The 23,139-nt window shown below is 61.6% G+C and carries 22 protein-coding genes; 10 read left to right on the plus strand and 12 right to left on the minus strand.

The window, feature by feature from the left end; genetic code table 11:
* Positions 1-279, plus strand: a 279-nt coding sequence (locus tag FJ471_RS35085) for a hypothetical protein (RefSeq protein WP_210242037.1), incomplete at its 5' end; no start/stop codon positions are given.
* Here FJ471_RS35085 and FJ471_RS17825 read toward each other — a convergent pair.
* The 11 genes from FJ471_RS17825 to FJ471_RS17875 all read right to left on the minus strand — a co-directional run bounded on the left by FJ471_RS17825 (position 240) and on the right by FJ471_RS17875 (position 12,048).
* On the minus strand, positions 240-2,105 hold the full coding sequence (locus tag FJ471_RS17825; RefSeq protein ID WP_140805280.1) for a hypothetical protein: 1,866 nt from the start codon (positions 2,103-2,105) through the stop codon (positions 240-242). The genes FJ471_RS35085 and FJ471_RS17825 overlap by 40 nt on opposite strands.
* A complete protein-coding gene (locus tag FJ471_RS17830; RefSeq protein WP_224668556.1) occupies positions 2,102-2,437 on the minus strand; it encodes an antibiotic biosynthesis monooxygenase in 336 nt (111 codons plus the stop codon). The genes FJ471_RS17825 and FJ471_RS17830 overlap by 4 nt, the downstream gene beginning before the upstream one ends.
* Complete coding sequence (locus FJ471_RS17835) at positions 2,434-3,489, minus strand: Gfo/Idh/MocA family oxidoreductase (RefSeq protein ID WP_140805284.1); 1,056 nt, start codon at positions 3,487-3,489, stop codon at positions 2,434-2,436. Before FJ471_RS17835 ends, FJ471_RS17830 begins: the two co-directional genes overlap by 4 nt.
* 4 nt (positions 3,490-3,493) lie before the next feature.
* A complete protein-coding gene (locus FJ471_RS17840) occupies positions 3,494-4,348 on the minus strand; it encodes a fumarylacetoacetate hydrolase family protein (RefSeq protein ID WP_140805286.1) in 855 nt (284 codons plus the stop codon).
* Positions 4,345-5,364, minus strand: a complete 1,020-nt coding sequence (locus tag FJ471_RS17845) for a zinc-binding alcohol dehydrogenase family protein (RefSeq protein ID WP_140805288.1) — start codon at positions 5,362-5,364, stop codon at positions 4,345-4,347. The genes FJ471_RS17840 and FJ471_RS17845 overlap by 4 nt, the downstream gene beginning before the upstream one ends.
* Positions 5,364-6,179 carry an MBL fold metallo-hydrolase gene (locus FJ471_RS17850; protein WP_140805290.1) on the minus strand — a complete coding sequence of 272 codons (816 nt, stop codon included), beginning with the start codon at positions 6,177-6,179 and terminating at the stop codon, positions 5,364-5,366. Before FJ471_RS17850 ends, FJ471_RS17845 begins: the two co-directional genes overlap by 1 nt.
* A gap of 2 nt (positions 6,180-6,181) precedes the next feature.
* Positions 6,182-7,384 carry a cytochrome P450 gene (locus FJ471_RS17855; protein ID WP_181179521.1) on the minus strand — a complete coding sequence of 401 codons (1,203 nt, stop codon included), beginning with the start codon at positions 7,382-7,384 and terminating at the stop codon, positions 6,182-6,184.
* A gap of 109 nt (positions 7,385-7,493) precedes the next feature.
* Complete coding sequence (locus FJ471_RS17860) at positions 7,494-8,447, minus strand: substrate-binding domain-containing protein (RefSeq protein WP_140805294.1); 954 nt, start codon at positions 8,445-8,447, stop codon at positions 7,494-7,496.
* Positions 8,448-8,532: 85 nt separating this feature from the next.
* A complete protein-coding gene (locus tag FJ471_RS17865) occupies positions 8,533-9,552 on the minus strand; it encodes an ABC transporter permease (protein WP_140805296.1) in 1,020 nt (339 codons plus the stop codon).
* Positions 9,549-11,075 (minus strand): sugar ABC transporter ATP-binding protein, encoded by a 1,527-nt coding sequence (locus FJ471_RS17870; RefSeq protein WP_140805298.1) that lies wholly within the window; start codon positions 11,073-11,075, stop codon positions 9,549-9,551. Before FJ471_RS17870 ends, FJ471_RS17865 begins: the two co-directional genes overlap by 4 nt.
* Positions 11,076-11,112: 37 nt before the next feature.
* On the minus strand, positions 11,113-12,048 hold the full coding sequence (locus FJ471_RS17875) for a 2-dehydropantoate 2-reductase (RefSeq protein ID WP_140805300.1): 936 nt from the start codon (positions 12,046-12,048) through the stop codon (positions 11,113-11,115).
* Between the two features lie 185 nt (positions 12,049-12,233).
* Between FJ471_RS17875 and nanR the strand changes: the two genes are divergently transcribed.
* The 6 genes from nanR to FJ471_RS17905 all read left to right on the plus strand — a co-directional run bounded on the left by nanR (position 12,234) and on the right by FJ471_RS17905 (position 17,564).
* Positions 12,234-12,947 carry a transcriptional regulator NanR gene (nanR, locus tag FJ471_RS17880; protein ID WP_140805302.1) on the plus strand — a complete coding sequence of 238 codons (714 nt, stop codon included), beginning with the start codon at positions 12,234-12,236 and terminating at the stop codon, positions 12,945-12,947.
* Between the two features lie 5 nt (positions 12,948-12,952).
* Positions 12,953-14,206 carry a 3-oxo-tetronate kinase gene (otnK, locus tag FJ471_RS17885; RefSeq protein ID WP_140805304.1) on the plus strand — a complete coding sequence of 418 codons (1,254 nt, stop codon included), beginning with the start codon at positions 12,953-12,955 and terminating at the stop codon, positions 14,204-14,206.
* On the plus strand, positions 14,203-14,841 hold the full coding sequence (gene otnC / locus FJ471_RS17890; protein WP_140805306.1) for a 3-oxo-tetronate 4-phosphate decarboxylase: 639 nt from the start codon (positions 14,203-14,205) through the stop codon (positions 14,839-14,841). The genes otnK and otnC overlap by 4 nt, the downstream gene beginning before the upstream one ends.
* The gene (locus tag FJ471_RS17895) at positions 14,838-15,308 is read left to right on the plus strand and encodes a hypothetical protein (RefSeq protein WP_140805308.1); all 471 of its coding nucleotides are present in this window, start codon (positions 14,838-14,840) and stop codon (positions 15,306-15,308) included. The genes otnC and FJ471_RS17895 overlap by 4 nt, the downstream gene beginning before the upstream one ends.
* A gap of 85 nt (positions 15,309-15,393) precedes the next feature.
* Positions 15,394-16,512 carry a branched-chain amino acid ABC transporter substrate-binding protein gene (locus FJ471_RS17900; protein WP_140805310.1) on the plus strand — a complete coding sequence of 373 codons (1,119 nt, stop codon included), beginning with the start codon at positions 15,394-15,396 and terminating at the stop codon, positions 16,510-16,512.
* Positions 16,513-16,586: 74 nt separating this feature from the next.
* Positions 16,587-17,564 (plus strand): ornithine cyclodeaminase family protein, encoded by a 978-nt coding sequence (locus FJ471_RS17905; RefSeq protein WP_140805312.1) that lies wholly within the window; start codon positions 16,587-16,589, stop codon positions 17,562-17,564.
* On the opposite strand, the gene FJ471_RS17910 is transcribed toward FJ471_RS17905, so the two are convergent.
* The gene (locus tag FJ471_RS17910) at positions 17,555-18,538 is read right to left on the minus strand and encodes a LysR substrate-binding domain-containing protein (RefSeq protein ID WP_140805314.1); all 984 of its coding nucleotides are present in this window, start codon (positions 18,536-18,538) and stop codon (positions 17,555-17,557) included. The two genes, FJ471_RS17905 and FJ471_RS17910, sit on opposite strands and share 10 nt — an antisense overlap.
* Before the next feature lie 154 nt (positions 18,539-18,692).
* On the opposite strand from FJ471_RS17910, the gene FJ471_RS17915 reads away from it, so the two are divergent.
* The 3 genes from FJ471_RS17915 to FJ471_RS17925 are packed head-to-tail and all read left to right on the plus strand — an operon-like array spanning position 18,693 to position 22,967.
* On the plus strand, positions 18,693-20,378 hold the full coding sequence (locus tag FJ471_RS17915; protein ID WP_140805316.1) for a GMC family oxidoreductase N-terminal domain-containing protein: 1,686 nt from the start codon (positions 18,693-18,695) through the stop codon (positions 20,376-20,378).
* Positions 20,371-21,864: an aldehyde dehydrogenase family protein gene (locus tag FJ471_RS17920; RefSeq protein ID WP_140805318.1), complete on the plus strand. Its 1,494-nt coding sequence runs from the start codon at positions 20,371-20,373 to the stop codon at positions 21,862-21,864. Before FJ471_RS17915 ends, FJ471_RS17920 begins: the two co-directional genes overlap by 8 nt.
* Complete coding sequence (locus FJ471_RS17925; RefSeq protein WP_140805320.1) at positions 21,861-22,967, plus strand: enolase C-terminal domain-like protein; 1,107 nt, start codon at positions 21,861-21,863, stop codon at positions 22,965-22,967. The genes FJ471_RS17920 and FJ471_RS17925 overlap by 4 nt, the downstream gene beginning before the upstream one ends.
* The last annotated feature ends 172 nt before the right edge of the window (positions 22,968-23,139 follow it).

Genomic DNA, 23,139 nt, shown 5'->3' on the forward strand with positions numbered 1-23,139 from the left:
GAATTTAAGCTAGCTTGCGTTGTCCCCTTCAACAACGGATCTCGCAATGGAAACGTGCCTAAGCAAAAATCGATGCTTGCCTTTAAAGGCGTATTATCCAGCGTCACTCTATCAAAAGACTGCTTTGGGGCCGATAGCGGACTGACAGCTGGTGATGTCAGATACAGAAAAGCAGACATTCAACTCGTAGCGGACATTGTCCTGACCAGACCCAAAGCGGCGGTTTGGTCCGACTTCCTCTACGCCGTCCGGCCAATCTCAAGAACAGCGGAGCAATAAGGCCCCAATGAGTGGCCCGTCAGGCAGGAGTTCGCAAGCCTCGCATTCCCGCCGGCCACGCCGAGCAGTTTTTTCGCATCCGGGGGTGGTGCTATTTCGATCGGCAGCGCGGTGAGATTTGCCACCAAGACGCGGATATTCTTGCCAACACGAAAACCGATAGCCGCAAGGCCCGGGTGATCGACCGAGGTCTCATAGCGCTCGGCACCACTCGCCGCAGCGAGTTCGGCGTGGACGGCCTGCAATGGCCGTCGGGAGCCAGCCTCATTCAAGAGCCCGAACGATCCAGTGGGTGCGGCCAGTATCAATCGATCGATTGCAGCTCGGGCGGCCTGGGCTGCAACGCCAACGGCAAAAGCCGCACCAAACAACGCTTCCTGGCGCGGATCGGCGCCAGCAGCAGGCACGCGGCTGAGCGTAGGATTGGCTGCAACCTTCTCGCCATAGGGATTGTGCCGCATGCCAATCGTGCAAGGCCCAAGCCAGATCGCTTTTCCGGCGCAGAGGTGCCGCGCCGTCTCCATGACGGTTGGATAGACATTTAAGGTCTCCATGACCGACTGCTCGTCGGCGGCATGCACGATGGCACTGTTGCCGAAAAAGACGAAATCCGCGCTGCCTTTCGGCGGATTGCGGTTGAATTCGGTGAATAGGGAGGGCGTTCCCGCGCCTATCGGGCAATCGATGCCAGTTGCCTTGAAAGCATCCACCAGCTCGCCGGCGGGCCGCTCGCCTGCAGGCAAATTGTTCGAGGGCCGTGTCTTGAATTCGCGCCGGGGCGAAACCAAAAGCGCGCTGAGTTTGACGCCTGCCAAGCGGATCGCGTCGGCAACGCTCGCAGCCTCGGCTCGAGGATCCACTGTATCGGCAATCGCTTCGATCGCCAGCCGGGCGCCGAGCGTGCGTGCGAGATCGGCCGCCTGTTCCAGCACCCTTCTGTCATGTCCACGCGCGCTGTCGAACCGCAGTATGATCTCCGGTATTCGACCAAGCAAAGGCGCGCCGGCTGAAGCCGCGGGCAACTCGTCAGGGTCGAGGAACACGGCTATCGAAGGCATGTGCCCGGCAGGTTTGCCAACGGTCAGGGTCGCGGTGTTACCCACCGCGCGTTCAGGTGCCGACATTTCGGTCCGTACGGATACCGTGATGCGCTGAATGTCCTTCGAACCCTTGTCGATAATGTAAGGCCGGGGCTTGGAGAGCGGCCGGATGTAGGTCTTGAACGAAGCGTCCGTCCAGTTACGCTGGTCCTCCATCTCGAAGGCATCGCCTTCCATGGCGACGGTGCAGACCATGCCGGGTACCGGCTCATGCGTCAGCGCGGCGATGTCGAAGGCAGGCTGGTCCGGGCTGACCAGTTTCGGAAAGGTGGTCTCCTCGATGCCTCCGTCGCTGTGCCGGATGATCAGCCTCTTGCCCGCCACGTCGGAAGGATGAAGCACCACGAAGCCGGTGCGGTTGGTCGGAAAATCGGTGAGCGCCACCCCGTCCGCTTCCAGGGTCAGCTCGCCCGAAGCATCGCCACGTATTCTCATCCGATAGCCGAATCGTCCCTGCGGGCCGGCGCACAGTCCGTCGTAACGGAGATCGAAGGACAGGCTCTCCTCGGAAATGCGAATATCTAAAAGCTCGGGCTTGTAAGTTCCCCAGGACGCATCGCGCGCGAGGTAGTTGATCGCCCGAACCACCTCAACGCCGGCAAAGGAAATCGTTCTGAGATTGCCGTCCTCGAGGATAGCAGTCAGCGGCCCGGCAGTCAGAAGCTGTCGTTCCGGCAGAGGCTCGTCTGTACCGTAAAGCGCCAGAGGATCCGGATCGGCTGTCACAGCGTCGCCTGTTTGAAATTCTCATCCACCTTATACGTCACGACGGTCTTGCTGCTTACCATGTCGCGTGTGCTGGCATCGAAGCTGCGGTAATGCTCGGAGGCGAGATGAAGGTCGAAGGCGGCACGGTCACGATAGATCTCATAGAGGAAGATCTGCGACGGTTTGTGGGCTCCGAGCGGAGTCAGCACGTCGAAACGCAGACATCCCGGCTCAAACTCGACGGATGAAGCCGCGTTCTCCGAAACGAGCCGGTAGAATTCGGGAAAGGTCCCCTCGACGAGCTCGAAGACGACGGTCAGCGCAAAGGCCGCTTCGGAAAGCATGCTCATCCAAGCTCTCCAACATGGTTCCATCGCATAGGTTGGACCGCGCGCCGTTCGCCTGCGGCGCGATAGGCGGCGTCGACCAGCGCGTAAGTCTTGAGATTGTCCTCGCCGCTGGTTTCGGCCGAAACATCTCGCTGCAGACAGTCCAGGAAATGGCCGCATGCACCGATTACGCCCTGCTGGGCGACATGCCAGGGATAGGCGGTCCAGGACAGGAGTGGCAAGCCCGCGTTTTCGGTCCACGTCGCGCCGTCGCTCGTCACCGTCATGCTGCAATCGGCTTCGAGCGAAATGGCTCCCTTCGGACCTTCGATGACGAGCAGCGTTTCCGGAAAATGATCGGGCAATCGGCGCGACTCATAGGTGCATTCCACGACGGACACGGCCCCGCTCGCATGCCGCAACAACATGGTCGCCGTGTCCTCGGCGCGGACACGCGGGTTGCGCTTCTGGGTTTCGCAGGAAATGTGCTCGACCTCACCGAGGAAGAAGCGTGCGAGGTCCAGCATGTGGATGCCGACATCGGCAATAGCCAGCCGCTCCTCGTCGTAGAAGTAGGGCTGGGTCTTGTAGACGTCGAAGCCGGTCCTGAAGCGGATCCTTGCCCAGCTCGGGGTTCCGATCGCGCCGCTGTCGATCACTCGGCGGACGGCTCGCATCGGCGCCTGGAAGCGAAAGTTCTCGTGCACGGCAAGCCACGCATTTGCCTTGTGCGCAGCTTCGATGATCGCGACGCAGTCTTGCCATGTGGATGCGAACGGTTTCTGCACGATTGTGGCCAGGCCGCGCGCGAGCGTCATTTCCGCCAACGGCCTGTGCGTGTCATGGCGCGTCACGATGTCAGCTACGTCGAGGCGTTCGGCTTCGATCATCTTTTCGGCGTCCGAATAGTACGGGACGCCGAATATCTTGCCGGCCACGCGCGCCTTGGCGGCATCCACGTCGCAGACCGCGGCAAGCTGGGCGCCTTTTTCGGCGAGTTCGCTCCAGGAATGCAGATGGTTCTGCGCGAAGAAACCGCAACCGATCACACCGATGCGCAGGGAACGATCCATGCGCCTATCCGGCCACGATGGGGGTTCTGAGCACACCGATCCCGGCCGCCTCGATCTCCACGACGTCGCCGGCTTTCATGAATATCTGCGGCTTCTGGAAGGCGCCTACGCCGGCTGGGGTTCCAGTCGAGACGAGGTCGCCTGGTTCCAGCGGCACGTAATGCGAAAGGAAAGATATCAGCCGCGGCAGCGAGAACAGCCAATCCGACGTGCTGCCGTTTTGCAGCAGCTTGCCGTTCAGCCTGGTCTTGAGCGCCACGTCGTCCGGCCTGGTCAGTTCGTCGGCGGTGACGATGCAGGGGCCGATCGGGGCAAAGCCCGCGAAATTCTTACCGATGGTGATCTGGCTGTCCTTGAACTGGACGTCGCGGGCCGAGATGTCGTTGAGCAGCGTATAGCCGAAGATCGCCGCCATCACGTCGAATTCGGAAGCCTTATGCAACGGCTTGCCGATTACGGCGGTGAATTCGACCTCATAGTCCATCTGCTCGCTTCGAACTGGCTTCTCGACCGGCACGTCCGGCCCGACCACCGACGACGGCAACTTGGCGAAGAAGAACGGCTCCGTCGGCATCTTGGCGTTGGGGTTCTCCTCGGCATGACCTTTGTAGTTGATGCCGGAGCACAGGACCTTGCCGGGGCGAATGGGAGCTTCGAGCGTGACGTCGGCAAGCGCATAGCGCGGCGCCTGGGTAAGCCCGCCGCGAATTTTGTCGAGCGCCGACTTGGCGCCCTGCACGATCTCAAGCACCGATGCCGCCAGCCCGGCCTCGGTCAGGCAGGCCACCTGCTCGCCGTCGAGAACGCCGGCGTGGTGGTGATGCCCCGCCTTCTTGTGGGAGAAAGTTACGAATTTCATGCGGCCTCCGAAACGAAGACAGCCTTGTGCAAGGCCATCGGATTGTCAGCGAGTGTCTTGAAAACAGTAGGCGCCTCGGACAGCGAAAAGCTGCTGGCGATCTTGGGATAGTGGATCTTGCCCGAGGCAAGCAGATCGAGCGCCTCGGGAAAGCAATCGACGGACGCGCGCGAGCCGAGGATCGTGACTTCCTTGCGGGTAAAATCCAGACCGGGAAACGTAACGCCCTGCCCTTTCTTGACGAGGCCGAGGATGACGATACGGCCGCCGGGGGCGACGAGATCGGTGGTCTGCTCCATCGCAGGCGCCGCGCCCGTTGCCTCCATGACGACCGGCATGCCCTCGCCGTTCGTGATCTCGAGCACGCGCTCGAGCAGGCCAGCGCCGCCGGCGATCGGAACGGCGCCAAGATCAGCAGCCGTGGACAGCCGCTCCGCCGAGAGATCGGTTGTGTAGACTTTCGCGCCGTGCGCCCGCGCCACCTCGACGATCGCCAGACCGATCGGACCCGCGCCGAGGACGAGGACCGTGTCGTCGGCGGTGACCATGCCGCGCCGACAGCCCTGGACGCCGATAGCAACGGGCTCGGCGAACGCTGCCTCGAAATCCGTCAACCCATCCGGCACGAGATTCAGATTGGTCGCGGGCGCGGTCACGAAATCGGCGAAGCCGCCCTCGCGATGCACACCGATGATGGTGAGGTTGGCGCAACAATTGCGCTTGCCGATCCGGCAAGGATAGCAATGGCCGCAGCCGATGAACGGATCGACGACGACACGCGTCCCGACCTCCGGACCGGACGACCCTGATCCGTAGGCTTCGACCGTGCCGGCGATCTCATGACAGCCGATGCGCGGGTAAATCACATAGGGGTTCTTGCCGGTGTAGATGTAGAGATCGCCGGCGCAAAGACCCGCCGCCCTGACGCGCACCAGCACCTCGCCCGGTCCGGGGACCGGTTTAGGCGCATCGGTGATGCGGATCGAGAGCGGCTCGTCGAAAATGGCGGCTTGCATTATGCCGCCTTTGCAGGGCGAACGACCCTGCCGTCGGCATCGAACTCAATCCAGTCGCCCGCCCGCAGCAGATAGGGATCGGCGATAGGCTCGCCGCGGGCCCTCGCCGCGCCATGATGCTCCATGTATTCGGCGACGTCCTTGTCGCCATCGAGCGTGACGTAGTGGCAGGGAAGCACGGTCTCGAGGCCGAGCCACTGTGTCGCTAGCACGCCTTCATAAGGGCTCATCTCGCCGGTCAGCATTTCGCCCGGCATCGGATTGAGGTGCAGGATCTCCTGCGGATTGGCGATGCCGATGCAACCGACATTGGGCTTGTAGAGTTCGGCCTGCAGCTTCAAGTCGGAGAAAATGGCAGTGTCGCCATAGTGGTAGAAGCGCAGCCCGTCGGCATAGACGATGAAAGCCATCGGCACGCCGGAGATGAAGGAATTGTCCCTCAGCCTGATCTGGGACCAGTGATGGCATTCGAGCGGCTGGATTTCGATGCCGGCCACTTTGACCCGAATGCCCCAGGTGGTGGCGCGGATCTGGTTGGCCGGAATGCCACGGTCCATCAGCCAGGCCTTCACCTCGCCGCCGCAGACGACCGGGCAGCCATATTTGGCGGCGATCTTGTCGGTATCGCCCAGATGATCGAAAGCCGCGTGACTGACGATCACCAGATCGACATGGTCGAATTCGGCGGATTTGGTCGTAGCTCCCGGATTTTGGTCGAGAAACGGGTCGCATAGGATGCGCATGCCGTTGCTCGTCATGATCTCGTAGGCGGCCACGCCGTGGAAGCGGATGCGGGTCTTGGATTGAAGCGCCATCTTCAGTGTGTCTTTCCCGTGTTGATTGTGAGCGGCAGGCAAGCGAGCCCACGCCGGTCACCGCGTGTCTTCCAGCGAAGCTGCCGCACCGGATCGAGCGCCAGTCTCGCGCCGGTTTCGATCAGCATCTCCAGCGTCACCGCCATTTCCATGCGCGCCACGCCCGCGCCGGCACATAGATGCGGGCCGGCCCCGAAGGTGAGATGCTTGTTGGGGCTGCGGTCGAGGCGCAGCTCCTCCGGCGCATCGAATACCGAAGGATCCCGGTTGGCCGAACCAAACCCGAGCGCCACGATATCGCCTCGCCGAATGTCGCGGCCGTGAAGGCAAAGGTCGTGCGAGGCATTGCGGCCGAAGATTTCGATCGGCGAAGAATAGCGCAAGAACTCCTCCACCGCGGTGGGAACGAGCGCCTGCTCCCGGGCCAGCCGTCCCAGAGCTTCCGGATGCTGGGCCAGCCAGTGCAGCATGACCGAGAGGCCATCCGCCGTGGTCTCGAAACCCGCGCCGAACACGACGGTCATGAACGAGCGGATCTGATTGTCGTCCAGCCGTTCGCCGTCGATCTCGGCCGCGATCAGCATGCTGATGAAATCACCGGTCGGCTCAGCGCGCCGGGCCGTGATCAGCTTCTCGATATAGGCGTTGAGTTCACGGCTCGAAGCCGCGCCGGCTGTCGGATCGCTCATGTTGAACATGCTGGTGATCCAGCCGATCCACCTGTCTGAATCTTCCAGCGGCACGTCGGTGAAAGCCGCGAGCGAGGCGACGGCAACCGGCACGCAGAAATCGGCAACGATCTCGGCCTGCCCCTTCGCGGCCATTTTCTCGAAGAGAGACCGGGCCAGCATCCTGATGCGCGGCGTGATAGCGGCAACCCGCTGCGGGGCAAAGACCGGGTTGACGAGCCCGCGATAGCGGGAGTGCCGTGGCGGATCGACTTCGATCGGCAATTGGGGTTCGGTCCGCGGCGTGATCACGGGAATGGCCGTCACGCCGGGAACGCCGGACGTAAAGTCGCGCCAATTGATTGCCGCGCACCGCACGTCGTCATAGCGGCTCAGCAACCAAAAACCCCCGTGTTTGTTCGAGCGTGCCACCGGACATTCCCGCCGCAGCCTGTCGAAGGCCGAGAATGGATCGGCGACGAACGCAGGATCATGGATGTCCACGTCGTCGGGGGCATTCGGTTCGCCTGCTGTCATTGTTGCGGCCATGGGCGCGACTTGATCGAGTTGGGTTCGTTTCGAAGGCGCCTCCGACGGCAAGGAGAACCGTCGGAGGCAAGGGCGACGGGCGCCCTCGTAGGATGTGCTACTTGACGCCGAGCGCGGCCGTCACCTTGTCGACATTGTCCTTGGTGACGAGCAGCACGCCGGTGTCCAGCGTATCGGGAACAGGGCGGCCGCCATCGGCGGCGGCGAGGCCGGCGGACTTCAGACCATTGTGATTGTAGTCGTGCAGGATCTTGACAGCATAATAGATGAACAGCTCGCGGTTCTGCACCACGATGCCATCGACCCAGCCCTCCTTGGCGGTCTTGAAGAAGTCGGGCGTCTGCTCCATCGCGGTCACCTTGATGTCGCCCGGATTCTTGCCTGCTTCCCTGAGCGCAGTCACGATGCCCGCGCCGGACTCGGAGTCGAAACCGGCTATGCCCGCGATGTCGGGGTTGGCCGCCAGGATCGCGGCCGTCACCTGCGCCGCTTTCTGCGCATCGCCGCCATCGTCCTCGTTGGAGACGATGTTGTATTTGCCGCCGCCATTGGCTTCGATATAGGCCTTGAACCCGGCCACCGCCTCACGCATGTTGCCGGCGTTGATGATCGACATCATGGCCAGCTTGCCGCCGTTAGGCACCTTCTCCATCATTTTCTTGGCCTGAGCGACACCGACCTGCGTCCAGTTCGTGCCGATATAGGCGAGGCGACCGGAGGCCGGCAGGTCGCCGTCGTCGACCACGGTCGGCACGCCCTGCTCTATGCATTTCTTGACCGATTCCGTGAGCGAGGGATCCCAGCCACCGACGACGGCGACCTGCCGGCCTCCGGTCGCCTTCACGCCGAGTTCCTCCGCGATCTTCTTCATGCCGACATAGTCGTACTGCACGAAGAGCGGAAGGTTGGCCTTGTTGGAAATCCAGTAGTAGGTCTCCTTGGCGTCGGCGGGGCCAAACGAAGATTCCTGCGCGCGCGCTGGCGCCGTCACGGCCGATGCAAGCGCCGTCATGCCCAAGGCGATCAATGTCGATTTCAGCATAGAGCCCATTCCTGTTTCCTCCTGATTGGGTTCTGTTCCCAGTTTTTGCAGTTCCCCCGGCTCTGGCCGGATTTCCTCCCGTTTGGCCGCCCGATCAGGCACGGCCCGCGGTCTTGAAGCGGTCGAGCGAGACGGCGAACAAGAGGACGAGGCCGACGACCAGTCCCTGCCAGAACACACCAACCGCGTTGATGATCATGGCGTTCTCGATCAGCGCGATGAAAAGCACGCCGAGAATCCCGCCCAGTACCGTGCCCTCGCCGCCTTTCAGGCTGGCGCCGCCGAGCACCGTCGCGGTGATAACCTTGAGCTCGATGCCGACGCCGGCGTTGACGACCGCGCTGTTCAGGCGTGCCGCTCCAAGCACGCCGGCAATGCCCGCCAACGCGCCCATGATGACGAAGCCGATGAGGATCAGCCTATCGACGCGGATGCCCGACAACTGCGCGGCGCGCGGATTGCCGCCAACGAAATAGAACTGGCGGAAGAAGCGCGTGCGCGCGATCAGCCAGCCGCCAATCAGCACCAGCACCAGCATCGCCCAGAACGGCGACTGAATGCGCAGGACCGGGTCGGCGGCACGGCCATACTCAGCGAAGCTGTCCGAGATCGGCGTGACGCCCGTTCCGGCCGTCACATAGGTCAGGCTGCGGTAGATGGTGAGCGTGCCGAGCGTCGCGATCAGAGCATTGATGCCGATGCGGGTCACGATCAGGCCATTGATCAGCCCCGCCACCGCGCCGACCACGACGCCGATGAGGAGAGCCGCCTCCGCGGGCCAGCCCCACCAGCCCGAGACAACGCCTGCCCAAACGCCGGATAGCGCGAGCGTCGAGCCGACGGACAGGTCGAACGTGCCGGCGATCATCAGGAGCATCATGCCGCAGACAAGGATGCCGACCGGGGCGAGGTTGAGCAGCACGGCCCGCATGTTCGGTCCGGTCGGGAAATTATGCGGATAGACGATCGTCATCGCCAGCGCGAGCGCCACCACAAGCACGAACAAAGTCAGCTCGCGCGAATTGGCCAGACGGCGCACGATGCGCAGCGGCAAGGCTTCGCGCTGCTCGACCGGCGCCTGCGCTTCGTTGCGGGAAATTTGTGCCACGCTCATGCTCCAACCGCTTCCTTACGAACGTCCGCCACGGACGATGTGAACCGGGTCGCCAGCCGCAGGACCTGCTCTTCGGTCGCGCCTTCGCCAGCGAGTTCTCCGACGGTGCGGCCTTCGGCCATCACCACGATGCGGTCCGCGAGCGCGAGCACCTCAGGCAAATCGGAAGAGACAACCAAAAGCGCCACGCCTTTCTCGGCGAGGCCCCGCAAAAGGCGATAGATCTCGGAGCGAGCGCCAACGTCGACCCCGCGCGTCGGCTCATCGACGATAAGCAGTCGAGGCTCCATGGCGAGCCACTTCGCCAGCAGCACCTTCTGCTGGTTGCCACCGGAGAGCTCGCCGACGATCTTGTGAACGCTCGGCGTCGAGATGCGCAACTCGCTGACGAAGTTGCCGGCCAGCGCCTCGGCCTTCCTGTTGGAGAAATTGGCACCGGATGAGACCTTCGACAGGACCGTTGCGGCGATGTTGTTGACGAGATTCATTCCCAGGAACAGACCCGAGGTCTTGCGATCCTCCGGCACCATGCCGATGCCGGCGTGCTTGGCGTCCCACGGCCCCTGCGGGTTGATCGGTGCGCCTGCGATGCGGATTTCGCCGGCCCTGCGGGCTCTGGCGCCGAAGATGGCTTCACAGAATTCGCTCCGCCCTGAGCCGATCAATCCAGCCAAGCAGACGACCTCGCCTGCGCGCACGGTGACCGAGGCCGATTGCACAAGCGGCGGCGCGGAGACCTCGCTGGCTTCAAGAACGATTGGCCCTGTTTTTCGCGACGAAGCCGAGCGCGCGAGATGGACGTCGCGCCCGACCATGAGCCGGATCAATTCGTCCGTCGTGGTCTCGGCGACCTTTCGGGTCCCAGCCAGCCGGCCATCCTTCAGCACAGTGACCGAATTGCAGAGCGCAAATATCTCGGCGAGACGGTGGGAGACATAGATGACCGAAACGCCGTCCCTGGCCAGCCGGCGCACGATCTCGAACAGCTTTTCGGTTTCGGTCAGCGTCAGGGCCGCAGTCGGTTCGTCGAGGATCAAAAGCCTCAGCTCGCGCGACAGCGCCTTGGCGATCTCGACGATCTGCGCCTGGGCCGGCGACAGGAATGCCACCTTCATGGCCGGATCGATGGCAACGCCGAGTTGGGCGATGAGAGCATGCGCTTTTTCGCGCATCAGCCGGACATCGACCTGGCCGAACCATTTCGTCGGCTGCCGGCCGGCAAAGATGTTCTCGGCGACGGAGAGCTGCGGCACCAGCGAACCCTCCTGATGGACGATGCCGATGCCGAGTTCGCCGGCGGCCTTCTCGTCGAGCTCACCGAGCGCGACGCCATCGAGGCGCACTTCGCCGCCGGTACGGCTGTAGACGCCCGCGACGATCTTTCCGAGCGTCGATTTGCCCGCGCCATTCTCGCCGAGCAAGGCGCGGATTTCGCCCGGCTCAACCGCCATCGAGACATCGTCGAGCGCCCTCACGCCCGGGAACGATTTCGAAAGCTGCGAGACCTCGAGGCGCGCCACCATCTCAAGCCTCAAACGCTGAAGGACAAGGCCGGCATCGTTATGCCTTTGTCTGAAGATAGTGGGCTTGCTTGGCCTGGATCATCCAGACCATGGTGTCGTTGACCGGCGTTGGCACGCCGGCGCGCTTGCCGGCATCGACGATGGCGCCGTTGATCACCTCGATCTCCGTCTGGCGCCCGGCCTCGACGTCCTGCAGCATCGACGCCTTGCCGCCGACCGCCTTCTCTAGCAATCCGGTGATGGCCGCCCAACGTTCGTCATAGTCGAGCGAGATGCCCTGCGCATTGGCAACGGCCACGACCTCCCTGAGGATCGCGGCCATCAGCGACTTGGTGCCGTCGAAAGCAACGAGCTCGTGCGACATGAAATGCAGCAGGCCGGCGACCGGGAGCGTGCAGGCATTCAGGGCAAGCTTCTTCCACACCTCGTCGAGGATGCGTTCGGATTTCGTGGTTTCGATCTGCGCGGCGCAGAAGGTCTCGATCACCTTGTCCAGGCGCGGCGTCGTCTTGCCGCTCAGCTCGCCGATATAGGTCATCCCCACACCGGGATGCTTGACCCTGCCGGGGCCAAGCAGCGTGCCGCCATGATAGGTCAGGCCGACCAGGACCTTGTCTTCGCCGACGATGCCGGCGATGCGAGGGGCGTTGCCCCAACCGTTCTGCAGGCTGAGCACCGCTGTATCGCCCGAGATCATCGGCGCCGCTGCGCGGACCGCGGCATCGGTGTGGTAGCATTTGACGAAGTTGATGATGAGATCGACGGGCCCGACCTTGGACGGCTCCATGCTTGCGGGAACGCGGATGACCGGCTGGCTGCCGTCCTTCTCCTCGATCGTCAGGCCATTGTCGTTGATTGCCGCCACGGCAGGCTTCGACACATCGATCAACGTGACGTCATTGCCGGCGCGGGCGAGGTATCCGCCAAAAATGCCGCCCATCGCGCCGCCGCCGCCCAAAATGGCGATCCGCATGTTTCCTCGCTCCCTGACCCGCTAGGGGTGTTTTTCGGCAAAGCCGTAGCGTCGCTTCCGACCACTTGCGGAAACGCGCTTTCGGCGAACGAAACCGTTCGCCGATCCAGCCTTGTTTTGGTTTATGTTGCGGTCATCCTTGCAAGCAGTTGCATGGTTGTCAAGTATGATGGTATGAAAGGTGTATGGTCGACCCTCTCGTCATAGAACGCAAGAAGCTCTTCGAGCACGTGGCCTCGCATCTCGAGGCGCAAATCCTGTCCGGCAAACTGAAGCCCGGAGACCAGCTGCCGCCCGAGCGCGACCTGCAGATGCGCTTCGGCGTCGGCCGCCCGGCGATCCGCGAGGCCCTGATCGCGCTGCAGAAGGCCGGGCTCGTCGAGCTCACCAACGGCGCGCGAGCCAAGGTGCTGATGCCGACCGCCTCGCACATCTTCACCGGCATGGCGCCGGCGGTCCGCCAGATGCTGTCGACCGAGGAGGGCCATCGCTACTTTCAGGGCGCTCGCCTGTTCTTCGAAGTCGGGCTGGCGCGCGAGGCGGCCCGCCACGCGACAGCCACGGACCTTGAGGCACTGGCCGCCGCGCTCGAAGCCAACCGCAAGGCAATAGGCAACCGCGAACGCTTCACCTCAACCGACATCGCCTTCCATTTCGAGCTGGCGAAGATGGCACGAAATCCGGTCTTCATCGCGCTGCACGACCAGATCTCGGAATGGCTGAAGGAACAGCGCACCGTCACACTTGCCGCCAAGGGTCAGGAAAAAACGGCTTTCGAGGCGCACAAGGCGATCTATGAAGGCATCGCCGCACGCGATCCTGACCGCGCCGAGCAAGCCATGCGCACGCATCTGGAGCAGCTTGCCGTCACCTTCTGGCAGCAGCGCACGCACGATTGACGGCCATGCGGATCGGCGTCATCGGTGATGACTTCACCGGCTCGAGCGATGTTGCGAATACTCTGGCGAAAGCCGGGGCACGGACGCTGCAGTATATCGGCACGCCCCGACATCCGGCACAACCGGATATCGATGCGGCCGTCATCTCACTGAAGACGCGCTCGATCGCCGCGGATGATGCCGTCGCGCAATCGATCGCCGCGTGCCGCTGGCTGAGGGCCAACGGCGCCGAGCAGGTCGTCTTCAAATACTGCTCGACCTTCGATTCCACGCCGCAAGGCAATATCGGCCCCGTCGCGGCGGCGCTGCTCGATGAACTGGAGGCGCCGCTGGCGCTTGTCTGCCCCGCCTTTCCAGCAAATGGCCGTACCGTCTACCGGGGTCATCTCTTCGTGTGGGACAAGCTGCTCAACGAGTCCGGCATGGAAAACCATCCGCTCACGCCGATGACGGATCCCGACATAAGACGCTGGTTGGCACGCCAGACCGAGCTGAAGGTTGGCCACATTTCACTGCCGACAATTCGCTCGCACGCCCTCGGAAAGGCGGTCGCGGCCGCCGAAGCGGCGGGCGAGCGACTGATCGTCGCCGATGCCATCCTGGATGACGACCTGCTGACACTCGGTCGAGCCGCAGCCTGCCATCGTTTGGTCACTGGCGGTTCGGGCATCGCCATGGCGCTGCCGGGAAATTTCGACATGCGTCCCGGCAGCGCCTCCGGGAGCTTCCAAGGAGCGCCCGGACCGGCACTGGTTCTGTCCGGCAGTTGCTCGGCCGCGACACGGCGCCAGGTTGCGATCTACCGAGAAGAGCACCCTTCCCTGGAGTTGAACGCAGAGGCATTGAGCAAGGATGGCCATGACGTCGTGGAGCGGTCACTCGCCTTCATCGAAAAGCACAAAGACGCTGCCCCGCTGGTCTTTTCCTCCGCGGATCCGGCGGTCGTGTCGGCGGCCCAGGCACGATATGGCGCCTCTGACCTTGCCGGCCGCTTCGAGAATTTCTTCGCCTCGTTGGCAACGCAAGCGATGGTCTCCGGCTTTCGCCGCATCATCGTGGCCGGCGGCGAAACGTCAGGCGCGGTTGCCTCCGCGCTGGGGCAAGGACCGATGCGCATCGGACCCGAGATCGACACCGGCGTTCCCGCGCTGGTTCTCGATGGCCCGCCGCGGCTATCGCTGGCGCTGAAGTCGGGTAATTTCGGCGCTGACGATTTCTTCGAACGCGCTCTTAGCATGCTGGAAGGCGGCCATCGATGACACTGGAAGAACAGCAGCTTCGCGATGAGATTTGCCGCTGGGGCGACTCGATGTTCAAGCGCGGCTACACCGCCGGATCCTCAGGCAATCTTTCGGCCAGGCTTCCTGATGGCTTCCTCGTGACACCGACCAATTCCTGCCTGGGATATCTCGAACCGGCCAGGCTGTCGAAACTTGATCCCGCCGGCGTCGCTGTCTCGGGAGATGCTCCGACGAAGGAAATTCCGCTGCACTTGGCTTTCTACGAGGCCCGACCCCAGGCGGGTGGTGTCGTGCATTTGCACTCCACCTACGCTACCGCGTTGTCCTGCCTCGAAGATACCGATCCTGAGGACACGATCCCGTCCATTACGCCTTATGTCGTGATGCGGGTCGGACGTGTTCCGCTTATCCCCTACACCCACCCTGGATCGACCGACACGGGCATCCTCGTGAAGACCCTCGCTCCCGATCACGCCGCAGTGCTTTTGGCCAATCATGGTCCAGTCGTATCAGGCCGCAGTTTTCGCGATGCAGTTTTCGCCGCTGAAGAGCTCGAGGAAACCGCCAAGTTGGTATTGCTGACCAGGCAGATGTCCGTGCGGCGCCTATCTAACGATCTGGTTACGGAGCTTGATCGACGTCGAAAATCGTGAACCCGTATCCGGAGTTGGAAGAGGTCGTCGAGGCGGAGCCGCTCAGCCACAGCCCCTGCCCCGGCCTCAGGGAGGTGGCGAGCGCATTGATCTGGTTCCACTGCTCTGCCGTGAAACCCGGTCCTGGAAACTCGACCGCCGTCATCTGGTACTTCCTTGAGCATAGTCTCGCCGCCGTTGGCTTGGCCGTGCGAAGGCTCATTCAGGACCGAGGTCCAGCGGACGGGCCAGCGCGGCGTACCGCCACTCCGTCGGCGGTGGAACGGTGGCTGGACGGCGTCGACAGCCCGTCGCTGGACTTCGAGCGCCGGCTGCTGCAGGCCGAGGGCTTCTACCTTGCCCTGTGCGAGGCCTTGCTGACGGTCAGGCCGGCCGACGCAGTGCGCCTGTGGCGAGCACTGAGGGCAATGTCGAGGATCCGCTTCAACGGCGCATCGTCGATCGTCGGATATGCATCGCCCTCATAGCGACGAGCCCAAATCGTCATTGGTCGGCTGAGCATGCAGCGGGCAGTGTTAGTCGAACTAACCAAAACAAACAGAGGGGCTGACAATGGTCGCAAGTGCAAGAAGCTATTCGTGGGCGCGGTCATCTGCGCTAGCGCTCACATTGGTTCTCCCATTGGTATCGGTGGCACGCGCCGATGTGGTGATTGCCGTGGCTGGCCCAGTGACAGGGCCCTTAGCTGCCCCCGGCTCCGAGATCTTCAACGGAGCCAAGCAGGCCGCCGAAGACATCAACGCAAAGGGTGGCATCAATGGCGAGAAAATAGTCCTCTCGATACAGGACGATGCCTGCGATCCCAAGCAGGCGGTTTCTGTTGCCAACGCAATCGTGGCGGCCGGCATCAAGCTCGTCGACGGGCACTTCTGCTCGGGCTCTACAATGCCGGCATCTGATCTCTACAATGAGTCTGGCGTTACGGCGATGACGGTCTCGTCCAACCCGAAGATCACCGAGCGCGGCTATCAGAATATCTTCCGATTTGGAGGACGCGACGATCAGCAGGGGCCTGCTGGCGCCGATTTCATTCTCAAAAAATTCGCAGGAAAAAACGTGGCGTTGCTCAGCGACAAGTCGACCTATGGTGTCGGCTTGGTGGATGGGGCCCGGGCGGCTCTCAAAGCCGCCAACGCCGACATCGCGATCGATGACAGTATCAATCCTGGTGAAAAGGATTACTCGGCCGTTGTCTTGAAGCTCAAGCAAGCCAATGTCGAGGCCGTCTATTTCGGCGGCTACCACACCGAAGCCGGACTGATGGCGCGCCAGGCTCTGGATTCAAATTATAAGCTGTCGATCGTTGGCGGTGACGGACTGAACACGTCAGAGCTCGGTTCCATCGCCGGCGCCGCCGCCGAGAACGTCTTCTTCACCTTTCCACCCGATGCCACCAAGACTGCAGCAGGCAAGGAAATCGCCACCCGGATGAAGGCGAAGAACCTGAGTGCTAGCGGCTGGACCATCTACTCCTACGCTATCATCGAGGCCCTAGCGCAAGGTGTTGCCCGAGCCGGAGATCAAGACGCGGCGAAAGTCTCAGAGGCTCTGAGAGCTAAGCCAGTCAGCACTGTGCTTGGAGACATCACGTTCGACGCTAAGGGCGACAACACCAAGCCCGGCTACGTTATCTATCATTTCGTCTCGGGCACCCCGACCGAAATAGAATAGCACAGCCACAATCTGCCAGCTTCCGGCGCCGTTGGCGCCGGCCCCATCTCATCCAGACCGAGAGCAATTCTTCCATGGGACTTAATCATTCCACGTTGTTCCTTAATCGCGATGCGGTCGAGGCGGTGAACCTCGACATGCGGAGGATTATCGAAATTGTCGAGGAGGCGTTGATCGAGAAGGCGCATAACCGGGTGCAAATGCCGGCCAAGCACTGGATGGAACGCGACAACACACGCTGGTTTGGCGGCATGTCGAGCCTAGTGCCAAAGTTTGGCTATGCGGCCATGAAATGGCAGTCCGGGTCGGAAGAAAACGCCGCCAAGGGAATTCCCTATCTCACCGGTCTGCTCTTCTTGAATTCAATCGAAGACGGGCTCGTCGCCTCCGTGATGGATTCGACCTGGATCACCCAGCAGCGCACTGCCGCAGCATCGGCAGTGGCAATAAAGCATCTTGCCAATCCAGGTGAGGAAAGCTTCGGCGTCATTGGCGCCGGCGTCCAGGCGCGGAGCCACCTCGAGGCACTTGGCCACGTCATGCCCTCGCTGGGGTCCGTCGTCATTTACGACGTCAATGGTGATGCCTCGCGCAAATTTGCCAAGGTCGTTGAAGCTGCAGGTCTCGCCGCAAGGATCGTCAACACTCCGTACGCCGTGTTTGCTCAGACATCTGTTGTTATCACCTGTGGCCGCATCCAGGCTGACATGGAGCGTCTGGCCGATGCGGATTGGGTCCGGCCTGGCCTGACCACCGTTGCGATCGACTATGACTGCTACTGGAAGCCGTCGGGCCTTCGCGCCATCGACCATCTGCTTACGGATGACTTGGGGCAGATCGAGCACATCAAGCCGTACGGCTATTTCGTTGATAGCCCGAAATTCAAGGGTGAATTGGGCAGCGTGGCCGCCGGTCTGCTCGACGGCAGAAAACGGCCGGAAGACACCATCGCGGTCATGAACATGGGCGTCGCTGTCGAGGATGTCGGAACCGCCAAAGCCATCTTCGAAGCCGCACGTGCAATGAAGCTTGGTCAAGTGCTTCAGCTCTGAGCCCCGAACTGCTCATTGTCCGAAAGACTTGCGAAGATGGGGTGAGGCACCTCGGCGACGTGCAGCAAGCCTGACTGCACGAGCCATTTCCTGAGAGCTTTGACCGTCGCGCGGCGCGCCTTGCTCTGCGTGTAGCACAAGAAGTACGCAATGCCGTCGTTGAGCTGGACATCCGACATCTTGATGAGCTGGCCTTTGGCTAAGGCCTCTTCAACCAGCGAATTCCTGCCCATAGCGATACCCTGGCCAGCTTCTGCCGCCTCTATCATCATCGCTGATTCAGAAAAGCGAATGTTGGGCCGGCGCTGAGGCAGGACGACGTTGGCGACATTTGCCCAATCCTCCCAATAGGTTTTCTCGGAAAAGTGCAGGAAAGCGACTCTACCGAGGACGTCTTCGAACCTCGACGATCCCAACTCCTCAGCCAGCTTGGGAGCAATCACCGGGAACAGAGGCTCGTCGGCAAGCTTTTCGGCAATCACATCCTGCCACTTCCCATCGCCGACCCTAATTGCAATGTCGGCCTCCCCCTTGGTGAGATCCGCAAGATGGCGGTGACCGTCGATCGTCAAGTCGATCCATGGGTGCGCAAGCGCAAACTCGCCGATCATCTTGCTCAAAACCCGCGAACCATAGGAGCGCGCCATAGCGACGAGCAAGGTTTGCCGGGACCGAACATTGGTCACAGCCAAAAGGCCGCTTTGAAGCTCTGCGAACGCGCGTTGGCAATGCACAGCAAGCGCATCGCCGGCCTCGGTAAACTGCAACCCGCGCGGTGTGCGAAAGAAAAGCGGTGCGCCGATGAACTGCTCCAGCGACTTGATCTGCCGGCTGAGCGCGCCCTGCGTCAGCCCAAGTTCCTCTGCCGCCCGCACAAGGTTCAAGTGACGCGCCGCAACCTCGAAAATATGCAAGGAACGTAGCGACGGAACCTGCACGAGCAACTCGCTACGCTCCTGCCCGCTCGGCATCATTTCGGCACTTCCTCGCAACGCTTTCGCCAGCGTAACAAAATGATGCAAGGTGCGATATGAGAAAAACTCATAGCGAGCGACCGCATGATTGACGTGGTTTTAGCGGCAAAGCGCCTTAGGTTGGCGCAACGAAATAAGGCGCGCGGGCGAGCTTTTGACATTCGACTACATCATTGTTGGCGGCGGTTCTTCGGGCTGTGTCATGGCCAACCGGCTCTCCGCAAATGGCAGTCGCGTCCTTTTGATCGAGGCCGGGCGAGACACAGCCGGCGACGCAATTCCAGACGATATCCTCGACGGCAATCCAACACGCGCTTATTTCAACCCGGCCTATCAATGGCCATCGCTCAACGCGACGCCAGTCCGCGATGGCCGCAAGCCAAGCCATTACGAGCAGGCCCGTGTCATGGGCGGCGGCTCGAGCATCAATGCGCAAGTCGCCAATCGCGGCGGGCCCGAAGATTATGACGGTTGGGCCTCGAGCGGTGCCTCGGGATGGGGTTGGAACGACGTTCTGCCCTATTTTCGGCGGCTTGAAGCCGACCAGGACTTTGCGAACGAATATCACGGCACTGACGGGCCGTTGCCCATCAAGCGGGTCCGGAAATCGGAGTGGTCCGGCTTCATTCAAGCGGTTTCGCGGGCTTACGAGGCAGCCGGTCTTCCATTCAGGCCAGACTTCAACGGCACTTTTGGAGATGGCTATTCCGTTGTGCCGCTGACAAATCGCGACGGACGTCGCGTTTCGGCGGCAATCGCGTATCTGACACCTCAGGTTCGCTCCCGGAAGAACCTCACAATCCTTGCAGACACGACGGTCGAGCGCCTTACCTTTGCCGGACGCGCAGTCACGGGCGTCGATACCCAAGGTGCTTCTGGCCGACGGTCCTATCGCGCGCCGAATGTCATTGTCTGCGCGGGCGCAATTCATTCACCCGCAATCCTGATGCGGTCCGGTATCGGCCCATCGGAGCAATTGGCAAAACTCGGCATCCCCCTGGTCGCCGATCTTTCAGGCGTCGGTCAGAACCTGCAGGAGCATCCTTCGATCGCGGTGTCGGCTTATCTGCTGCCAGCCAACCGCATGTCGCCCAATGTCACCGGTCATATTCAGATGCATGCCCGATACTCGTCAGGTGTCGATGGCTGCCCTCCGACTGACATGGCCATATCCGCCGTAGCCAAGTCTGCCTGGCACCCGCTCGGCAAGCGCCTTGGTTCTCTCCAGCTCTGGGTAAACCGGGCCTACTCCACGGGCGCCGTAACGCTCAGGGACCGCGCATACATGGTCGAGCCTGGGGTAGACTTCAACTGGTTAAGCGATCGGCGGGATATCGATCGTCTGAAGGCAGGGTTCCGTTTCCTGGCGAGATTGCTCCAGCACGAGCCGCTGTCCGCGGTAGCTCTTGACGCGTTTCCGTCAGCTTGGAACCGTCGCGCCAAGCAGATCAGCAAGATCAACCGAATAAACTATGGCCTGACGTCCGTCTTGGCCACGCTCATGGATACCTCAGGGGGCTTGCGGCGCAACCTCATCAAGAATGTCATTACAGATGGCGATTCGATTGCCAGCCTTACCGCCGACGACAATCGTCTGGAGGCGTTTGTCCGGCGCAATGTCACGGGCAATTGGCATCCGACATCAACCTGCCGAATGGGCGCAGATTCGGATCCTCTCGCCGTGACCGACTCTTCCGGACGCGTTCGTGGCGTTATGGGTCTGCGCATCGCCGATGCCTCGGTCATGCCGTTTTGTCCGCGGGCAAACACCAACATTCCCACCATCATGGTGGCCGAAAAAATCGCAGACGCGATCTCGAAAGAGCACGCCTATGACTGACAGCGCCGTTTTGAAAAGCTTCATCGATGGCGGATGGAAAGATTGCGCGTCAGGCAGACGGATCGAGGTCGATGACCCATCTACTGGGAAAATCGTGTCGCTCGTCGCCGAGGCAGGCGTCGAGGACGTCGACCTGGCGGTTGCCGCGGCCCACAGAGTGTTTCGCGAACGTATCCTTGTCGACATGCATCCCTATGACCGGGGACGCTTGCTCTTTCACGTCGCCGACGCGTTGGAGGCGCGTGGTGGAGAGATCGCGGTGACCGTTTGCATGGATACCGGCAAAGCCATCGACGTAGCGCGCGAAGAAGTCGGCACTGCTGTTCGCTATCTCAGATATTACGCAGGGCTGGCGGACAAGCTCGAAGGCCGCTCGATTCCGCGTGGGGCCCATCTTGTCGACTATACCCTCAGAAGCCCGTTCGGCGTTTCGGCCCAGATTGTGCCTTGGAACTTCCCACTGGAACTAACGGCACGATCGCTGGCCTGCGCCATTGCGACCGGCAACTCGGTGGTGATCAAATCACCAGATCTTGCGCCCCTCTCCGGCCTCGAGATTGCCCGTGCATGCGAAACTGCTGGCTTGCCAGCGGGAGCGGTCAACATTCTCACCGGATATGGCCACACGACCGGGCAGGCGCTTATCCAGCATCGCGATGTTCGCCACATCGTCTTCACCGGCTCGATGGCGACCGGCAGAACGGTGCTCAAGACCGCTGCCGACAGGATCGTGCCTTGCATCATGGAACTGGGCGGCAAGTCGGCCGGTATCATTTATGCCGACGCGGACATCGATTGTGTTGTCGAGGCGGTGCGCAGCGGTTCGTTCCTCAACGCCGGCCAGAACTGCAACGCCTTTTCCCGTCTGCTGGTCGACAGCAAGATCGCTGACGAGGTTCTGGAGCGCGTAAAGTCTTGCGTCGAGGGGCTGTCCGTCGGGCCAGGCCGCGATAATTGCGACATCACACCACTGATATCGAAAAAGCAGCGGGACAACGTCGAGCGCGCCTGCGAAAACGCAATCGCACAAGGGGCCAGGGTTGTCACAGGCGGTTCCGCGCTAAGGGATCGCAGCGGCTACTTCATGGCCGGGACGCTGTTTGCGGATGTAGCACCCAGCTCTGAGCTCTTCCAAACGGAAACCTTCGGGCCCGTCCTTGCGGTCACGCCGTTCGACGATCCTTCGAACGCCGTCGAACTTGCGAACGGCACCGAACAGGGGTTGGCCGCGGGCGTTTTCACAAAAGATCTCGACCGCGCACTCTGGACGGCTGACCAACTCTGGGCAGGCCAGATTTACATCAACGGTTGGTTCGTCGGCGGGGTGGAGACGCCGTTCGGTGGAGTGAAACAGTCCGGCTACGGCAGAGAAAAAGGCCAAGAAGCGCTAGACGGCTACGTCCAGACGCGAAATGTCGGCATCAAACTCTCCCAACCGCGCTCAAGCCCTTCCCAAGCCGGCGCAATGCGGAGACACACGCTATGAAGATAACGTCGATCACTTCGATCATTACCCGCCCGCCGATCAGGCACCCCGGAAAACTTGGCGTCGGTGATCTCGTGTCGGTGGACGCCGTAATCGTCGCAATCGAAACCGATGCCGGGATTTCGGGCGTCGGAGAATGCTCACCATGGGCCGTTTTTGCCGAGAACGCATTCGCCATCAAGGCCACGATCGACAACTACCTAGCGCCAGCCCTCATAGGTGAAACCCCGTTCAACATCGAGGCGATCCTGTTGAAGATGGACGCCGCACATTACGGCTCATCCTTTGCCAAGACCGGCGTCGAAATGGCTGTTTTCGACATCGTCGGCAAAGCTCTCGACTGCCCCGTCAACCAGCTCCTGGGCGGTCTTGTGCGGGACAGGATCAGCCTGAGCTACTCCGTAACAAATCAAGAAACCCAGGCCGATCTCGAGGAAAGCCGGTGGCTTCTCGATCAGGGGTTTAAAGTTCTCAAAATCAAGACCGGCGTGTTGCCCGAGCGCGAGGAGCTTATCCGCGTCGAAGCCCTACGAAAACTCGTCGGCGACGACTTCGACCTTCGGATTGATTTCAACCAGGGTGGGCGTCGTGAGCAGATGACGCGGCTCTGCAGGCAGTTGGAGGCCTTCAAGCCAACTTTCATCGAACAGCCGTTCAAAGGCTTCGACCTCGATGCGATGGCGGCACTCTGCGCCGTGCTCGACACCCCAATAATGGCAGATGAAAGCGTGCTAAGCTGGGATCAGGGTTTCCAGGTCGCCAAGCGTCAAGCAGCAGATATTATTTCAATCAAGATTGCCAAGATGGGCGGACTTTTGCGTTCCAAGAAAGTAGCTGGTATGTGCGAAGCTGCTGGAGTTCCGTGCTATGCTGGTGCCATGTGGGAGTCCGGCATTGGTCTCGCCGCAAGCCTGCATTTTGCGTGCTCATCACCTGCAATTAAATACGGCAGCGATTTCTATACAGCCAACTATCTTATGACCGACGATCTTGTCGTTTCACCGCTCGCCGTGAGTGACGGCGCGATATTTGTACCAACCGGCCCCGGACTCGGAGTCGAAGCCGACTGGGAGGCGATCGAGCGGTACAGGGTAGCCGTGTAGGTTTGAGCAGGGCGCCGCCGAATTGGGCCCAGAGGCGATCGCAGTCCCACTTCCTCAGGCTTGTCATTCCCGGCAACCCATAGAGAACTATCGCACTACGAACGTCGTAGCCAAGCACCGATGCATTGGCGACGAATTGGATAGCACGCCCCAAACTTAAGGCGGCCATCCG

This window comes from Mesorhizobium sp. B2-7-1, from assembly GCF_006440735.1.
GTDB lineage: Bacteria > Pseudomonadota > Alphaproteobacteria > Rhizobiales > Rhizobiaceae > Mesorhizobium.

Coding starts and splice junctions, on each gene's coding strand:
- FJ471_RS17865 (WP_140805296.1), bottom strand. CDS start 9,552: ATGAGCGTGGCACAAATTTCCCGCAACGAAGCGCAGGCGCCGGTCGAG.
- FJ471_RS17850 (WP_140805290.1), bottom strand. CDS start 6,179: ATGGCGCTTCAATCCAAGACCCGCATCCGCTTCCACGGCGTGGCCGCC.
- FJ471_RS17845 (WP_140805288.1), bottom strand. CDS start 5,364: ATGCAAGCCGCCATTTTCGACGAGCCGCTCTCGATCCGCATCACCGAT.
- FJ471_RS17870 (WP_140805298.1), bottom strand. CDS start 11,075: ATGGTGGCGCGCCTCGAGGTCTCGCAGCTTTCGAAATCGTTCCCGGGC.
- FJ471_RS17920 (WP_140805318.1), top strand. CDS start 20,371: ATGACTGACAGCGCCGTTTTGAAAAGCTTCATCGATGGCGGATGGAAA.
- FJ471_RS17900 (WP_140805310.1), top strand. CDS start 15,394: ATGGTCGCAAGTGCAAGAAGCTATTCGTGGGCGCGGTCATCTGCGCTA.
- FJ471_RS17905 (WP_140805312.1), top strand. CDS start 16,587: ATGGGACTTAATCATTCCACGTTGTTCCTTAATCGCGATGCGGTCGAG.
- FJ471_RS17855 (WP_181179521.1), bottom strand. CDS start 7,384: ATGACAGCAGGCGAACCGAATGCCCCCGACGACGTGGACATCCATGAT.
- otnC (WP_140805306.1), top strand. CDS start 14,203: ATGACACTGGAAGAACAGCAGCTTCGCGATGAGATTTGCCGCTGGGGC.
- FJ471_RS17860 (WP_140805294.1), bottom strand. CDS start 8,447: ATGGGCTCTATGCTGAAATCGACATTGATCGCCTTGGGCATGACGGCG.
- FJ471_RS17925 (WP_140805320.1), top strand. CDS start 21,861: ATGAAGATAACGTCGATCACTTCGATCATTACCCGCCCGCCGATCAGG.
- nanR (WP_140805302.1), top strand. CDS start 12,234: ATGGTCGACCCTCTCGTCATAGAACGCAAGAAGCTCTTCGAGCACGTG.
- FJ471_RS17875 (WP_140805300.1), bottom strand. CDS start 12,048: ATGCGGATCGCCATTTTGGGCGGCGGCGGCGCGATGGGCGGCATTTTT.
- FJ471_RS17830 (WP_224668556.1), bottom strand. CDS start 2,437: ATGAGCATGCTTTCCGAAGCGGCCTTTGCGCTGACCGTCGTCTTCGAG.
- otnK (WP_140805304.1), top strand. CDS start 12,953: ATGCGGATCGGCGTCATCGGTGATGACTTCACCGGCTCGAGCGATGTT.
- FJ471_RS17840 (WP_140805286.1), bottom strand. CDS start 4,348: ATGAAATTCGTAACTTTCTCCCACAAGAAGGCGGGGCATCACCACCAC.
- FJ471_RS17910 (WP_140805314.1), bottom strand. CDS start 18,538: ATGATGCCGAGCGGGCAGGAGCGTAGCGAGTTGCTCGTGCAGGTTCCG.
- FJ471_RS17835 (WP_140805284.1), bottom strand. CDS start 3,489: ATGGATCGTTCCCTGCGCATCGGTGTGATCGGTTGCGGTTTCTTCGCG.